Origin of the sequence: Natronobacterium haloterrestre (genome assembly GCF_900112205.1) — an archaeon.
Classification (GTDB): Archaea; Halobacteriota; Halobacteria; order Halobacteriales; family Natrialbaceae; genus Natronobacterium; species Natronobacterium haloterrestre.
Genome location: NZ_FOKW01000001.1, coordinates 440,077 through 456,703, shown reverse-complemented (window position 1 = coordinate 456,703; position 16,627 = coordinate 440,077). Strand labels below are relative to the sequence as shown.

The following is a 16,627-nucleotide window of genomic DNA, read 5'->3' as shown; positions in this document are numbered from 1 at the left end:
CCATGACAGGCGACACCGCACTCGAGGACGTCGACGAGATCGTCCACGAACCGAGCGACGAGTTCGTCGAGTCGACGAACGTCTACGAGTTCATGCAGGAGTACGGGATCGACGGCTACGACGAACTTATCGAGCGGACGACGACGGACCTCGAGGGGGTCGACGCGTCGGGCGTCGACTGGTTCTGGGACGAGATCGTCGACTACCTCGACATCGAGTTCTACGAGGAGTACGACGAGGTGCGAGACGACAGCGAGGGGCCCCAGTTCACCGACTGGTACCCCGGTGGCGAACTCAACCTCGCACACAACGTCCTCGACCGCCACGCCGCGGTCGACGAGCAACGGCGCAACAAGGTCGCGACGATCTGGGAGAGCGAGGACGGCGACGTCCGGGAGGTCACGTACCACGAACTCCACCGGCAGTCGAACAAGGTCGCGAACGCCCTCGAGGAGCGCGGGATCGGGACCGGTGACACCGTCGGCCTCTACATGCCGATGGTCCCGGAGGTCGTCTCGATCCTCTACGGCTGTTTCAAGGTCGGCGCGATCGCCGTCCCCATCTTCTCCGGCTTCGGCGTCGACGCGGCCGCGACCCGGATCGAGGACTCGGAGTGTTCGGTGCTGTTTACCGGCGACGGCTTCCTCCGGCGGGGCGATCCGGTCTTCCTGAAGAGTTCCGCCGACGAGGCGATCGAACAGGCCGGCCACGTCGAGCACACCATCGTCTTCGACCGGCTCGGCTCGAGCGACAAACGGAACGAACACGAGATCCCCTGGACCGACGACCGCGACGAGTGGTGGGGCGAGGCCGTCGAGTCGGCCGACGACGACTACGAGACGAAGGCCGTGGACTCGAGCCAGGAGTCGATGCTGCTGTACTCCTCGGGGACCACGGGCAAGCCGAAGGGGATCGTCCACACCCACGCGGGCGTTCAGGTCCAGTGTGCCAAGGAACTGTACTTCGGGTTCGACCTGAAGCCCGCCGATCGGTTCTTCTGGGTCTCGGACATCGGCTGGATGATGGGGCCGTGGACGCTGATCGGGACCCACACCTTCGGCGGCACGGTCTTCATGTACGAGGGCGCGCCGGACCATCCCCAGCCGGACCGGTTCTGGGAGATGATCGACCGGCACAAGCTGACCCAGTTCGGCATCTCGCCGACGGCGATCCGTGCGCTGCGAAAGCACGGGGACGAGTGGCTCGAGGGCCACGACCTCTCCTCGCTGCGTCTGCTGGGATCGACCGGCGAACCCTGGGACCCGGAGTCCTGGAAGTGGTTCTACGAGAACGTCGGCAACGGGGAAGCCCCGATCATCAACATCTCCGGGGGAACCGAGATCTGTGGCTGTTTCCTGATGCCGATGCCGACGGAGCCGCTGAAGCCCTGTACGCTCGGCGGGCCGGGACTCGGTATGGACATCGACATCGTCGACCGCGACGGCGAGTCGATCAAAGAGGAGAACGAGCGGGGCTACCTCGTCGCCCGCGATTCCTGCCCCTCGATGACGAAGTCGCTGTGGTCGGGCGACCAGCGGTACCTCGACGAGTACTGGTCGACCTGGGAGGACGTCTGGGACCACGGTGACTGGGCCCAGAAGGACGAGGACGGCTTCTGGTTCCTCCACGGCCGCGCCGACGACGCCCTGAACGTCGCCGGTCGCAAGGTCGGCCCCGCCGAAGTCGAGGGGGCACTGATCGACCACGACGCCGTCAACCAGGCCGCCGCGATCGGCGCGCCGGACGACACGACCGGCACCGCCGTCGTCACCTACGTCATCCTCGGTGAGGACTACGAACCGACGGACGACCTGCGGGAGGAACTGCGCGCCCAGGTCGGCGAGGAACTGGGCAAGCCGTTCCGTCCGCGCGAGGTGCTGTTCGTCGACGAGTTCCCGAAGACCCAGTCCGGCAAGATCATCCGCCGCGCCATCGAGGCCACCTACGTCGGCGAGGACCTGGGGGACATGAGCAGCATCGAGAACCCCGAGGCGCTGGAGAAACTCGAGAACCCACAGTAGACGACGACGGCTGATCCGACGATCACCGACCCCTTTTGAACCGCACGCCCCGGACGAGATGACCGGCAATTTTCACCCACGCTCGAGACGGGACCTGACCCTGCCAAACCCCACCAGCCGCCGCTGCCTGCCCCGCTGGTGGCCGATAGGCCCTCGAGCCCGCGTCATCGACGACGGAGAAGGGTACTACTATTGACATAGTTATACGGGAGGGGGTCGTATGGTGGTGTTGTATGACGGCACACGACACCGACGCACTTGTCACGGCGGACTGGGTCGAGGACCACTTAGACGAGTTCCAGTCCGACGACCCCGACTACCGACTGCTCGAGGTCAACAACCCGACGGTAACCGACGACTCGGAGTACACGCCGTACGAGGACGGCCACGTTCCGGGCGCGATCTTCTTCCACTGGGAGGAGGACCTGAGCGATCCGGTCACCCGCGACATCCTCGACAAGGAGGCGTTCGAGCAGTTGAACGCCGAAGCGGGGATCACCGAGGACTCGACGGTCGTCCTCTACGGCGGCGGTCGGGTCCCCAACTGGTTCGCGCTCTTTGCCTACTGGCAGTACAAGTACTACGGCCACGAAGACGTCCGCGTCATCGACGGCGGGAAGCCCTACTGGGTCGAAAACGACTACCCGCTGACGACCGACGAGCCGGAGTTCTCCGCCGTGGAGTACGACGCCCGCGGGCCGTTCGAGAGCATCCGCGCGTACAAAAGCGACGTCGAACAGGCGATCGAGTCGGGCGTCCCGCTCGTCGACGTCCGCTCGCCGGAGGAGTTCACGGGCGAGGTCATCGCGCCCGAAGGGCTCCAGGAGACCGCCCAGCGCGGCGGCCACATCCCCGGAGCCCAGAACGTGCCGACGACGACCGTGCTGAACGACGACGACGGGACGTTCAAGGACCCCGAGGAACTCCGCGAACTCTACGAGGACGTCGGGATCGACGAGAACCAGTCGGTCGTCACCTACTGCCGCGTCGGTGAACGCTCCTCGATCGAGTGGTACGTGCTCCACGAACTGCTCGGCTTCGACGACGTCGAGAACTACGACGGCTCCTGGACCGAGTGGGGCAACCTCATCCGCGCGCCGATCGAGACCGGCGACGCGGAGTAATCGCGTCGGCCCGTCGCTCGGCGCGACGTCTCCGGTTGATACTGGTGAATTGCCAGAGCCCTTGACACCGGCCCGAATGGTGATGGAGCCAGATGATTGGTTGTCTCCAGAAAATTCTGTCACTCATCAGGATTCAGACACCATGGAGCGTTCCGACGAACCTCTTACAATATTATCTGAACTTCTCCAGCTTAACTCCCAACACCGACGATTAGTTCAGAATTTTAATCCAAACTAAGCCAATAATAGTATAAATATCCAAATGTAAATAATTTTATATGAGAAGAATTCTCATGAAAGTAAAGATTGAAATGGTGACTTATGGTAATGTCTTTTGGAATGCGAGACAAAATTAATCGAAGGAAGCTATTGACGATGGTGCCTGGATCGGTTGCTACTACTGGTATAGCAGGTATCGCTACTGCCTCAGACGACAGGTTTTGTGAACCAGACTGGGCTGACGATGGTGATGAAGATGAATTTAGTGACGAAGATACTGAGGACTCGGCATCGAAAGTAGTGGTAAGTCGTAATGAGACCGTTCGAATTAATTCAGAAATCCATATTAATAACGTTTTTATTGGTAGCGGCGATTTTTTCTTTGACATTGGAGTTGGTGGATATATTGAGTCAGCCCCTAATCCAGACAAACCTTCACCAGACTGTGATAGGCAAGCTATTAAAACGCATGGGCTCAGTTTAAATATTAGCGAAGCGTCCCTGTTCTCTACTGGACACTCTGACCAAATACTTGTTGCACCCGATGCAGCCGCTGGTGATTCTGAATCTGATGTCTCCGATCTTGGTTTTACGATATTATCTGGTGCAATAGGACTCGCAAATACCAAGGCAAGTGCAGCAGTGACTGCTGCAGAAGCCGTATCTACCGGGTTAGATGTCATTGGAGAGGAAGAGGAAGATGGAGATAATTATGTCGAATACTTATGGAATGATGATAATCCCTCACCATCAGACTTCAGTGCTATTTCACACTATGCTCGTGCAGTCGTGATATCTCATAGTGATACTGAGATCCCGTATGAGTTCACACTTGAGCTAAATCAGATAGGAATTACTAATAGATGCTCAGAGGGATTAGAAGATTGTTCCGATTTTTACCCCCGTTCAGCGGCGGAGTTAGACAAAGAGTATGAAATACATGGTTTTAATAAAGACGGAGATGTGAGGCCACAGTCCTACTCAAAAACAAAGTTGTCCGAAGCGGAAGTTAGAGAGAAAAACTTGCCAGAAGAATTACTAGATGAAGGACCACTATACAAAATAGACAGTGATCCCTTGGTAAAAGAAATCTGATCCAGCACCCATTGTCACACCCAATAGATCACTCAGTAAGCCTGTCTTTGGTGAGACCGTGCTCTTAATCGGTCTTGAGCACGTTGACGAGGTCAGCGAGCAGTCTCGGGAGTGGGACTACAATGGTGAGTAGCGACCGACCTGAGAATGAGATGCAGTGCTGTCAAGAGATTTAATGGGTATCAGCGTAGGGGTTCGTAGGTTCTTACGAGCAAAACAGCATACTGAGAAACCGTACGACGAGAAAATTATATAAACTAGAAGGGTCATCAGAAATGATTATTCGCCCTTGGAAGCGAAAGTTGATCAAGAGCGGGATCGATTGCTCTGTTGAATAGCGGCGCTCAAGTCTAGCCTCCATTTCAAGTAGACTGGTCATGACCACCTTCCGTTGATCCTCAGTTCGTTTTTACGGAAGTCGCCCTCAACGGCTGCGCTTCAACAAAGCGGTTGTATCGGTTTCTTTCCTTCCACGTTGTCGAAAACGTTTTGCAATTTTTCGATAGAGATTTCGTCGAAATGATCCACTACGTCTATTAATCTGAACAGAAAGTTCTAACGACTACTATAGATGAAAACGACGCATTCAGCCGCGAATATATCGTGCACGATGATGGTGAGTACGTTGATAGAGACGCTCACGTTAACACCTGCGAGAGCCATGGATCGCTGGCACGATTCTGGTTCTTGCCCCACCGTGGCGTCTCCAAGGACAAGCTTACGTCATACCTTAGAGCGTTCCAACTCCGCCGTCAAGTTTATCAAAACCAGGGAGAGGGGCATTGAAAACAGCCTCAAAACTGCGCTATGACTCGCCAATAATCTTCACAAGAACGAACAAAGAATATTTGATTACATAGAACTAGCTGTTGATATGGATCGGCGCGAGTTCATCGGTTGTGCTGCAAGTGCTGGGATCAGTTCAACGGCAGGGTGTTTGTTTACTGACGCCGAAGAGTATGCGACGGTACAGGGCGTGGTTATTCTTAACACCCTTACCAGTCCTGTAACGGTGGAATTCAGTATCGAGAGCGAAAACACTGGAGACATATTGCATATAGGGGAGCATGAAATCCCCCCAGAGACGGACTGGCGTCCCGATTGTGTCTGGCCAGATGAACCAATTACGCTGGTCGTAGATCACAGTAGTGGCAACGGACAGAATAGTTTCACCTCGTCAGATGAAGACGGTTGTGTGCGTGTATTATTTCAAGTCGAGGGACATCGACCTTTACTATTCGTTCAGAACTCTCCCGAGTGTACTATCGACTCGCCACGGTGCCATACGGGTACCGAGGAATAGTACAAGGCACGAGAGGTAACTTCTGATTATTAGTCTATCAACTGTTGGTGGCATACTTTGCCTACGTGGCCTGTCCTGACCAGTAACTACCCTCACAAATCGAGACAAATCGCGTGCGACATTCGCGCCCTGTACTCAGCACGCCGCGGAGAACATCTCTGGGACCTGGTAGAGTCACTAGCTATCAAAATCCAAACTCGAGTGAACAGCCGTTCAGCCAGTTCTATGAATACCGAAAACTCCCTCAACAACTGTTATGTTCTTCTGCTAACTGGTTCGGCACATGGAGACGTACCGCTCCCTCGAGTACGCCCACGACGACGAGTTGCCGCCGGGACACACCGACGAGGTTCGAACGCCGAACGCGCTGGTCGAACGCTTCCTGGAAGCGTACACGGAGCCCGGAGACGAGGTAATCGACGTCTTCGCGGGGTACGGGACGACGCTCAAAGTAGCCGAGCGACTCGAGCGCGTCCCGTACGGTCTCGAGTGTGAATCCGACCGTGTCGCCCACGTTCGGGAGGAGATTACGACCCCGGACCACGTCCGGCAGGGGGACGTCCTCGAGCTGGACGCGTCGTGGTTCCCGGCCTGTGACTGCTGTTTCACCTCCCCGCCGTTCATGGAGCGGACGGACGACCGGAACCCGTTCCGGAACTACTCGGGCGAGAGCACCTACGCGGAGTACCTCGACGACGTCGAAACCGCGTTCGCGCGCCTCGACCGGGTGCTGGCTCCCGGCGGGCACGTCGTCGTCGACGTCGCGAACATGAAATACGAGGGACGGGTGACGCCGCTGGCCTGGGACGTCGCGGAACGGGTCTCGAACGTCTTCCACTTCGAGGGCGAGACCGTCGTCACGTGAGAGGGCGACGGAAGTCCCGACGAGAAGGAAGGGCGCTTCGGGTACGGGTACGATCACTCGTACTGTCCCGTGTTCACGAAGGGGTCCGACTGACGGGGCGCGTCGTTTTGACCCTCAGTGATGCCGCGAGCGCGGATCCAGCACCTCGACCGGGTGGACCGCCTCGCGGGCCAGCAGGTCCTCGAGTTGGTCCTCACAGGAGGTCCCGCTCGCCACGACGAGCCGATCGCTCGTCTCGGGCGTCGTGAACTGGTCGGCCAGCCGGTCGCCGACGTCCATGCTCAGTTCGTAGTACTGCTCCTTGTAGCCGAACGAGCCCGCCATCCCGCAACACTCCACGTCGCTCTCGAGGACGTCGTACTCGAGGTCCTCGAGGACGGCCCGGGTGTACCGATCCAGTTCCAGCGTCCGCTGCTGGCAGTGGGAGTGGTAGGCGATATCGGGCGCCCGCTCGCCGTCGCCGGTCCGCAGGCGGTCGGCGTCGGCCCCGTTCTCGAGCAGGCCGTAGACGTACTCGAGGATCTCGTAGCTACCCTCTCGCAGGCGCTCGTAGGACGACTCGGGGAGGAACTTCTCGTACTCGCTGCGGAACATCGCGAGGTCGCTGGGCTCGATCACGACGACGTCGCGGCCGGCGTCTATGTGTTCGGCGAGGCTGGCGTAGACGCGACTCGCCTTCTCGTCGGCCGTGTCGATCATCCCCTGGGAGAGCGGCGCGCGGCCGCTGCCTGGGGCCGACGGGATCCGGACGTGGACGGAAAGCGCCTCGAGGACGCGGACCGCCGCCTTCCCGCGTTCGACGTCGATGTAGTTGGTGTAGACGTCGGGGTAGAGAACGACCTCGCGGTCGGCGTCGGCGGCGGAGACGCGGGGGCCGCGGTCCTCGAACCAGTCGACGAGCGTCGTCCGTTCGAACGCGGGGAGTGGTCGACGACGATCGACCCCGACCGTCTTCTCCATCAGCGTGCGCACGGGGCCGAGTTTCGTCGTCCAGTTCGAGACGGGAGCCGTCGCGGACCCGAGTTTCGCCAGCGTCTCGTAGTTGCCGAACAGCCGTTTCTGGAGGTCGACGCCGCCGGGTTCCTCGTCGGGGGTGAGCCCCTCGACGAGGAAGTCGAACTGTCCCCCATCCTCGCGGTTGATCCGGTCGCGGACGACGGTGTTGATCCAGGGGATGTCGATCTTCACCGGACAGGCCTCGACGCAGCGCGAGCAGCCGGTACAGAGGTCGTTGAACTCCGCCGCGGAATCCTGGCCGTGGACGCCGGCCTCCCATCCGGTCGCGATCCCGCCCGAGTAGGTCTCGCCGCCGAAGGCGTGGCCGCCGACGGACTGGAAGTTCGCGCAGGTGTTGGCACAGGCCGAACACCGGATGCAGTACAGCGTCTCGCGGAGGTGTTCGTCCTCGCGCATCGCCATGCGGCCGTTGTCGATCAACACGAGGTGGAACTCGCGGTCGTCGTCGCGGTCGGCGAACTCGAGGTCGGGGTCGTCGAAGTCGACGACGGGCGAGTCGACCGGCGGCGTCAGCAGCGACACGTAGGAGGTGATGTCCTGGCCCGTTCCGGAGCGGCCGATCAGTTCGATGAAGGGCGCGAGGTCCTCGACCGACGGAACGACCTTCTCGACGCCCGCGACGGCGACGTGGGTGTCGGGGACGACGGCCGTCTTCCGGGCGTTACCCTCGCTCGTGACGAGCATGATCGAGCCCGAGTCTGCCGTAATGAAGTTCGCACCGGTCATCCCGACGTCCGCGTCGGCGATCAACTCGCCCAGCCGCTCGCGGGCGAACATCGTCAGCTCCTCGGCCGTCTCGAGGGGCTCGTCGGGGTCGAACTGCTCGTTGAACAGTTCGGCGATCTCGGCTTCGGACTTGTGGATCGCCGGCGCGACGATGTGGGAGGGCGCCTCGTCGGCGACCTGGAGCACCCACTCCCCGAGGTCGGTCTCGACGACGTCGACGCCGTCGGCCTCGAGCGCCTCGTTGACCTCCAGTTCCTCGCTTGTCATCGACTTCGACTTGACGACGCGGTCGGCGTCGTTCTCGCCGGCGACCTCGCGGATGTACCGGTTGGCGTCGGCGGCGTCGTCGGCGAGGTAGAGCGTGCCGCCGTTTTCCTCGACGGTCTCGCGCAACTGCTCGATCAGTTCCGGCAGGCGCTCGATCGCGTCCTCTTTGATCTCGCGGGCCCGATCCTTCAGCGCCTCGTACTCCTCGAGGTCGGCGACCGACTCGTATCGGCCCTCGTTGAAGCCGAGGGTGTTCTCCTCGACGGCCTCACCCTCGGTCTCGAGGAGGTGTCGGATCCGTTCGGCCTTCCGTTCGCGGGTGTCGGTACTCATGGTTCACCCCCGTCGGCGTCCTCCGCGTCCGTAATCAACACAACTCGCACCTCCTTCGGCCCGTGTGCACCCTTCACGAGCGCCCCCATGTCGGCGGTCGCGCTCGGCCCCGTCGCGATCACGGCGCTGCCGCCGTCTCGCAGTTCGGGTCCGAGCCGTTCGATCGCCGTCGGCATGTCGGCGACGAGGTCCCGTTCCCGGAGGACTGCCACGTGCCGTTCCGGAAAGAGGCTCACCGGTTCGCTCCCCTCGGGCGTCGACGGGAGCACCACGCTCCCGTAGTCGGCGACCCCCAGTGAGGCCGCGGTGACGCCGGTCGTCGCCGACTCGAGGGCCCCGGGCGTCGGTTCGTCGTCGACCCACGCCGGGAGCGACACCCCCTCGAACGGGAGCGGCGTCCCGACGACGGGCTCGTTGGCGACGCGGCCGAGCGTCTCGTCGAACGCGGCCGGTGTCGTGCGGCGCACCGGCACCTCGAGGTCCTCGAGAGCGGTCTCGAACCGCTCGACGGTAGTCGTCATACGTTGATGCTACGCGTGCGCCCATTTCACTGTTCTGTTAGTTCACCCCCGGGGCGCGGGCACCCACCAGCGATTGCGTCATCGAGCATCGAGTTTCCACTGGGCGTTCGTCGGAATCGGGGCGCGCGCGAGGTCGACGACCCGCCCGAACGCCCGTTCACTCGAGTGAAGTGGCCTCTTCAGACAACTGTATCTACTGTGCAGTCGTGTGTACTGGTAGAACGTAACGGTCGATCACGAGCGTTCTGGAGCACCCTCCCGTTCCATGCTACTGTCCACCACTGGACACGGATTATGAAATCACAGTACTCGACCGTGACAGACGACTGAATAGGTCGAGGACGATTCCGAACCAAGGGTTATACGTCAGTTATTCACACGCCACGAGGCCCGAGAGGACGAATATCGGCGATTCACCGATCGAAAGTCGCCCGCTGGACGGCATACGACGGGGATTTCCTTCGATAGTCCGCTGAACCGTCGAAATTTATATATAGGGGATCGGTGGTGTCCCAACCATGCCAGACGGAATCCACCGTGGCATAAACAGTACGGACGGGAGACCGACTCCGGAGAGAAACCTCGCGCTCGAGCACGGGGGTGGGTCGTGATGGTCAGCACGGCAGAGATCCTGCTGGCCGCGGTCCCGCTTGTGCTCGCCGGCGTGTTGCTCGTTGGCCTCCTGTGGCCCGCGACGCGGGCGATGCCCCTCGCCTGGATCGCCGCCGTCGTGATAGGGCTGTTCGTGTGGGGGATGCCGCTCGAGTACGTGGTGGCGGCCTCGATAGCCGGCGCGATGACGGCGATCCAGATCCTCTGGATCGTCTTCGGCGCGTTGCTCCTCCTGTACACGCTGATGCAGGCGGGGGCGTTCGATCGGATCAACGAAGGGTTCGCGACGATCAGCGGGGATCGCCGTGTACAGGTCGTCCTGCTCGGCTTCTTCCTCGCGGCGTTCATCGAGGGCGCGGCCGGCTTCGGGACGCCGGCAGCGGTCGTCGCGCCGCTGCTGCTGGCGCTTGGCTTCCCCGCGCTCGCAGCGGTGATCGCGGCCCTGATCGGGCACGTCCTCGCCGTCACCTACGGTGCGGTGGGAACGCCGATCATCGTCGGCATCGAAAACCCGCTCGCGTCGACGGCAGCCACCGAGAGCGCGATCACGGACGCCGGCTTCACTATCCAGGCGTACTCGGTCGAAGTCGCGGTCTGGGCGGCGACCTATCACGCGCTCGTGGGCTTCGTCATGCCCCTGTTCGCCGTCGCGATGGTCGTCTACTTCTTCGGCGACACCGAGGAGCGGAGCCTCGAGCCGGCCTGGGAGGTCGCGCCGCTGTGTCTGTTCTCGGGGATCGCGTTCGTCGTCCCCTACTGGGCGTCGGCACAGATCAGCGCGGAGTTCCCGTCGCTTCTCGGCGCGATGGTCGGCGGCGCGGTCGTCGTCGGCGCGCTCAAGGCGGGCTACTTCGTCCCCGACGAGGAGTGGGAGTTCCCGGATCGCGAGACGTGGCCCGATCACTGGGTCGGCACGATCGAGCCCGGCCAGTCCAGCGGCTCCACCGTCCCCGACGGCATCGACGACGGTGCGACGGTCGCCGACGGCGGCAACCAGCGGATGTCGCTGCTCCGTGCGTGGACGCCGTACATCCTGCTGGTCGCGCTGCTCGTGATCACGCGCGTCGTCGAACCGCTGCCCGAACTGCTGCAGGAGAACGTACTCGAGGTCGCCGGCTACCCGATCCTGTTCAACACGCAGTGGCCGGAGATCCTCGGGACCGGAATTAGCGAAAGCATCTCCTGGGTGTACGTGCCCGGGTTCTGGCTCGTCCTCTGTGCGCTGATCGCGATCCCGCTGTACGGCATGCGTGGAGAGCAGGTGAAGGCCGCCTGGGCCGAGACGGGACAGAAGCTCGTCTCGCCGCTGATCGCGCTGGTGTTCGTCATCGCGATGGTCCAGATCATGCTGCAGTCGGGCGCCCACGCCGAGAGCGCCGAGAGCATGATCTTCGTCCTCGCGCAGGCGACCGCCGACGCCGTCGGCCCCGCCTACCCGTTCATCTCCGCGCTCATCGGCGCGCTCGGGGCGGCGATGGCCGGCTCGAACACCGTCTCGAACATCACGTTCGGCGGCTTCCAGTTCGAGGCCGCGAGCGAACTCGGCCTGCCGACCCAGCTCATCGTCGGCGCACAGGCCGTCGGCGGCGCGATCGGCAACCTCGTGGCGATCCACAACGTGGTCGCCGCGCTGGCGACCGTCGGCCTCGTCGGCGAGGAAGGCCGCGTGATGCGGCTCAACCTGATCCCGCTCGTCTACTACGCGCTCGGGGTCGGGATTCTCACGGCGCTGTTCAGCTACGTCCTCTTCCCGGGACTGTTCTGAACCGGCGTCCCTGGTTTTCGAGCCGGCCGGCTTAGCCCAGCGTCGGGGTAAACCGGTCGTCCCCGAGGAAGCTCCAGATGTGGCCTCGCTCCTCCGGCGAGTCGACCGCCGGTAGCTCCTTCAGTGCGGGCTGGATCGCGTTCCACCAGCCCTCCGGCGTCTCGAAGTCGGCGGGGTGCTCGGGGTAGACGTGCTCGACGAAGTCCGACTTCGTCGCGCTCGGATGGTCGACGATGTACTCGTAGGCCGCCCGGAGCGCCTCACGGCGCGCCTCGAGCGTCTCCCCCGATCCCGGCAGGTCCGCGCCCCGGATCGCCTCCTCGATCGCGGCGGACTCTCCGTCCCCGGAGTCCGCCCGTGGAGCCGCCGCGTCGCCGGCCCGTTTCGGCGGCGTCTCGATCGGCACCCACCAGACCCGGCCGCGGGCGCCGACCTTGCGCGTCTCGAGGTCCCCGCGCTCGACGAGGTCGTTCAGCTTGTTGTGCGCCGTCCGGCGGGAACAGCCGAGCGCGTCCATGACGTCGGCTGCGGTCAGCGGCCGACCGTAGTCGTCCCGGTCCTCGAACGCCTCGAGGGCGGCCTCCGGCGGGATGCGGTCGGCGTACTGGCCGTGCTCGTTTCGCTCTCGGTCGGCACTCATGTGCGCAACCAGTACAGTCGACTGTAAATGTCTTTGGCCGCTCACCCCGTGACAGCCCCGGATTCCCCGGCCGATCGATCGCCGGCACGGAGCTGGAATCGTACCGCGGAGCCGGGACTCCCAACCCTCCACGTTAGTAACGCGATGAATCTTCCGACAACTATAATTAGTATATGTACACAGGTACCTTACAACATGATTTCGCGGGTGCGACGACCGGAGGACTCTGGGGGAACCGGCCGAGGATTCGTCACGACGGGTTGACGAGTGACGAGTATGGTCTCGGGAACAGAGGTGCTGTTCGCCGCGGTGCCGCTGATCGTGGTCGGGGTGCTCCTCGTCGGGTTGCTCTGGCCGGCGACGCGGGCGATGCCCATCGCCTGGCTCTCGGCGGTCGTCGTCGCGGCCGCGGTCTGGGGAATGCCGCCGTCGTGGCTCGCCGCGGCGACCGTCGAAGGGATCATCACCGCGATCCAGATCCTCTGGATCGTCTTCGGCGCGCTCGTCCTGCTGTACACGATGATGATCGCGGGGGCGTTCGACGCGCTCAACCGGAGTTTCGCGACCGGCAGCGAGGACCGCCGCGTCCAGATCGTGCTGGTGGCGTTCTTCCTCGCGACGTTCCTCGAGGGGGTCGCCGGCTTCGGGACGCCGGCGGCGGTCGTCGCGCCGCTGTTGCTTGGACTCGGCTTCCCCGCGCTCGCGGCGGTCGTCGCGGCCCTGATCGGGCACATCATCGCCGTCACCTACGGTGCGGTCGGGACGCCGATCATCGTCGGGATCCGTGAGCCGATAGACAGCGTCTTCCTCATCCGTACGACGCTCGAGGCCGAGGGCGTGACCCCGGCCGAGTTCGCGGTCAACGTCGCGGCGTGGGCGGCGACCTACCACCTGCTGGTCGGCGTGTTGATGCCGTTCATCGCGGTCGCGATGGTCGTCTACTTCTTCGGCGAGCGCCGCTCGATCAGGCCCGCGCTCGAGGTGGCACCGCTGTGTCTGTTCGCGGGCGTGGCGTTCGGCCTCCCCTACTGGTTCGCGGCGTGGTACGTCACGCCGGAGTTTCCCAGCCTGATCGGCTCGATGGTCGGTGCGACGGTCGTCGTCGGGACGCTCCGGGCGGGTTACCTCCTGCCGGACGAGGAGTGGACGTTCCCCGACCAGTCGGAGTGGCCCGACCACTGGCTGGGCGAGATCCAGCCCGGCGACCGGGGGTCGGTACTCCCGAGCGAGCCACGGACCACTCTCTACCGCGCGTGGACGCCGTACCTGCTGTTGCTCGTCCTGCTCGTCGCCACCCGGCTGGTAGAACCGCTGTCCGCGCTGTTGCAGGGGGAGACGGTGATGGCGTTCGGGCGGGAACTGTCGCTGACGCTCGCGACGGTCAGCACCGGGATCGGCCGGTTCACGGTCGGCCTGCTCTCGCTCCAGTGGGTCGACATCTTCGGGACGACCCTCGAGAACGACATCGACCTCGGCTACGTCCCCGGGATGTGGCTGCTGGTCAGCGCGGTCGCGGCCGGCGTGCTGTTCGACATCGACCGTTCGGAGGCGGCGACCGCCGTCCTCGAGGCCGCCCGAAAGCTCGTGACGCCGCTGATCGCGCTCGTGTTCGTCCTCGCGATGGCGCACGTGATGCTCCAGTCGGCGGCCCATCCCGGCGCCCCCGACCAGAGCATGATCGTCGTCCTCGCGGTGGCAACCGCGAACGTCCTCGGGCCCGCGTACCCGTTCGTCGCGGCGCTGATCGGTGCGTTCGGCGCCGCGCTCGTCGGCTCGAACACCGTCTCGAACATCACGTTCGGTCCGCTCCAGTTCGTCGCCGCCGAGAACCTCGCGATCTCGCGGCAACTGACCGTCGGCGCACAGGCCGTCGGCGGCGCGATCGGCAACCTCGTGGCGATCCACAACGTCGTCGCCGCGCTCGCGACCGTCGGCCTCGTCGGTGAAGAGGGCCGCGTGATCCGGCTCAACCTGATTCCCCTGGTGTACTACACCGTTTTCGTCGGCTTCTGGACCGTCGTGTTCGTCTACGTCCTCTTCCCCGAGGTCTTCTGAAGGGGGCCGCCGGCAGGGCGTTCGGGTCCGGCACCGGTTCTCCCGACCGCCCCACCGCGTAGGGCGAGGGAGCCTCACGAATGACCAGATATATCCCGAACGTCCGTTATATAATGGATAATCGTTCAGTCCTCGAGAATTCCGGTAAATATACATGGTGATCGTCGGGAGTCTCGAACGATGAGGACCACTCACACGCGGTTACGTGACGAACGGGTGAGGGAGCGGGCTGTTGCGGCGGGGGTCGTGCGACGATGACCGACCTTATTGCAGTCGGGGCCGCGTTCGCCCCGCTCGTCGTCGTCGCCGTCCTGCTCGTCGCCTTTCTCTGGCCGGCCGAGCGGTCGATGCCGGTGGCGTGGCTCGTCGCCGCGATCGTCGGCGTCGCCGTCTGGGAGATGCCGGCGTCGTGGGTTGCCGCGGCGACCGTCAGGGGAGGACTCGCGGCGCTCGAGATTCTCTGGATCGTCTTCGGGGCGCTCGTATTGCTCTATACCCTGATGCGGTCCGGCGCGGTCGATCGGATCAACGAGGGGTTCGCCTCGATCAGCGAGGATCGCCGCGTCCAGATCGTCCTGCTCGGGTTCTTCCTCGCGACGTTCATCGAGGGGGTCGCCGGCTTCGGGACGCCGGCGGCGGTCGTCGCGCCGCTGTTGCTCGCGCTCGGCTTCCCGGCGCTCGCGGCCGTCGTCGCGGCGCTGATCGGCCACGCCGTCGCGACCGTCTTCGGCGCGGTCGGCACGCCGATCATCGTCGGCTACGAACAGCCACTCGAGAGCGTCGAGCCGGTGATCGCGGCCGAAGGCCTGTCGGTCGGCACCTACTCCGCGTCCGCCGGTGCCTGGGCCGCGGTGTTCAACGGCGTTCTCGGCGTCCTGATGCCGCTTTTCGCCGTCGGCATGGTCGTCTACTTCTTCGGCGATCGAAACGAGCGGTCGCTCGCCCCGGTCCGGGGCGTCGTCCCGCTGTGTCTGTTCTCCGGCGTCGCGTTCGCCGTTCCGTACGCGCTGACGGCGTGGTTGATCGGTCCCGAACTACCCTCGCTGATCGCCGCGATGGTCGGCGGTGCGGTCGTCGTCGCCGCGCTCAGGGCCGGCTACCTCGAGCCCGACGACACCTGGGAGTTCCCGCCCCGCGAGGAGTGGCCCGACCACTGGGTCGGCAGCATCGAACCGGGGCAGAACGAGTCGGACGCCTCGAGCGACGCGGGACGGTCGAACTCGATGTCGCTGCTTCGCGCGTGGTCGCCGTACCTGCTCCTCGTCGTCCTGCTGATCGGCACGCGGGTGATCGAACCCGTGGCGGCGGCCCTGCAGGGCGACCCCGTCGCGTCGATCGAGACGGGCGTCGGTACCCTGGCGATCGGCCCGACCCTCGAGTGGGCAGCTATCTTCGGAACCGAACTCGGCGGTTCGATCGGCTGGGCGTACGTTCCCGGCACCTGGCTCGTCGTGAGCGCCCTGCTGGCGATCCCCCTGTTCGGGATGGACCGCGAGCAGGTGGCCGGCGCGTGGCGCGAAGCCGGCGGCAAGATCGTCTCGCCGCTGATCGCGCTCGTGTTCGTCATCGCGATGGTCGAGATCATGCTCACCGACGCCCACCTCGAGGCCGCAGGCGTCACAGCGGCGGCCGCGCCAGATGGGAATATGATCTTCGTCCTCGCGGACGCGACCGCGGGGGTGCTCGGCTCGGCGTACCCGATGATCGCGCCCGCGGTCGGCGCACTCGGCGCGTTCATCGCGGGCTCGATCACGGTCAGTAACATCACGTTCAGCGCGTTCCAGTTCGAGGTCGCCCAGAACCTGGGGCTGCCGACCCAGTTGCTGGTCGGCGCCCAATCGATCGGCGGTGCGATCGGGAACGTCATCGCGATCCACAACGTGATCGCTGCGCTCGCGACCGTCGGCCTCGTCGGGAAGACCGGCCGCGTCGTCCGGCTCAACCTGATCCCGGTCGCGTACTACCTGATCGTGGGCGGGCTCCTGACGACGCTTTTCGTCTACGTCCTGTTCCCGACCGTCCCCTGACTACACTCACCGACACCTTCACCCGCGTTTCGACCAA

10 protein-coding genes and 1 pseudogene are annotated in these 16,627 nt (G+C 63.5%); 8 read left to right on the top strand and 3 right to left on the bottom strand.

Translation table 11 applies throughout. From position 1 onward, the window contains the following. Positions 1–2: 2 nt before the first annotated feature. The 5 genes and pseudogenes from BM113_RS02215 to BM113_RS02200 all read left to right on the top strand — a co-directional run bounded on the left by BM113_RS02215 (position 3) and on the right by BM113_RS02200 (position 6,627). Entirely contained in the window at positions 3–2,021 is a 2,019-nt protein-coding gene (locus BM113_RS02215) for an AMP-binding protein (protein WP_089784953.1), read from the top strand. 233 nt (positions 2,022–2,254) lie between these two features. Then, entirely contained in the window at positions 2,255–3,145 is an 891-nt protein-coding gene (locus BM113_RS02210; protein ID WP_089784951.1) for a sulfurtransferase, read from the top strand. Positions 3,146–3,472: 327 nt separating this feature from the next. Beyond that, positions 3,473–4,459, top strand: a complete 987-nt coding sequence (locus BM113_RS21750; protein WP_143095797.1) for a hypothetical protein — start codon at positions 3,473–3,475, stop codon at positions 4,457–4,459. 567 nt (positions 4,460–5,026) lie between these two features. Beyond that, positions 5,027–5,319: pseudogene (locus BM113_RS02205) on the top strand (hypothetical protein); the annotation flags it as partial. 726 nt (positions 5,320–6,045) lie between these two features. After that, entirely contained in the window at positions 6,046–6,627 is a 582-nt protein-coding gene (locus BM113_RS02200; protein ID WP_245757956.1) for a DNA methyltransferase, read from the top strand. A gap of 114 nt (positions 6,628–6,741) precedes the next feature. On the opposite strand, the gene BM113_RS02195 is transcribed toward BM113_RS02200, so the two are convergent. Both BM113_RS02195 and BM113_RS02190 read right to left on the bottom strand, forming a co-directional pair. Beyond that, a complete protein-coding gene (locus BM113_RS02195; RefSeq protein WP_089784950.1) occupies positions 6,742–8,970 on the bottom strand; it encodes an LUD domain-containing protein in 2,229 nt (742 codons plus the stop codon). After that, complete coding sequence (locus BM113_RS02190; protein ID WP_089784948.1) at positions 8,967–9,491, bottom strand: LutC/YkgG family protein; 525 nt, start codon at positions 9,489–9,491, stop codon at positions 8,967–8,969. Before BM113_RS02190 ends, BM113_RS02195 begins: the two co-directional genes overlap by 4 nt. 610 nt (positions 9,492–10,101) lie before the next feature. On the opposite strand from BM113_RS02190, the gene BM113_RS02185 reads away from it, so the two are divergent. Next, the gene (locus tag BM113_RS02185) at positions 10,102–11,868 is read left to right on the top strand and encodes an L-lactate permease (protein WP_089784946.1); all 1,767 of its coding nucleotides are present in this window, start codon (positions 10,102–10,104) and stop codon (positions 11,866–11,868) included. Positions 11,869–11,899: 31 nt separating this feature from the next. Here the strand turns inward: BM113_RS02185 and BM113_RS02180 are convergent, their stop codons facing one another. Beyond that, entirely contained in the window at positions 11,900–12,508 is a 609-nt protein-coding gene (locus BM113_RS02180; protein ID WP_089784945.1) for a helix-turn-helix transcriptional regulator, read from the bottom strand. Between the two features lie 276 nt (positions 12,509–12,784). Between BM113_RS02180 and BM113_RS02175 the strand changes: the two genes are divergently transcribed. Further along, on the top strand, positions 12,785–14,563 hold the full coding sequence (locus BM113_RS02175) for an L-lactate permease (RefSeq protein WP_089784943.1): 1,779 nt from the start codon (positions 12,785–12,787) through the stop codon (positions 14,561–14,563). Between the two features lie 254 nt (positions 14,564–14,817). Then, complete coding sequence (locus BM113_RS02170; RefSeq protein ID WP_089784941.1) at positions 14,818–16,590, top strand: L-lactate permease; 1,773 nt, start codon at positions 14,818–14,820, stop codon at positions 16,588–16,590. Positions 16,591–16,627 lie beyond the last annotated feature (37 nt).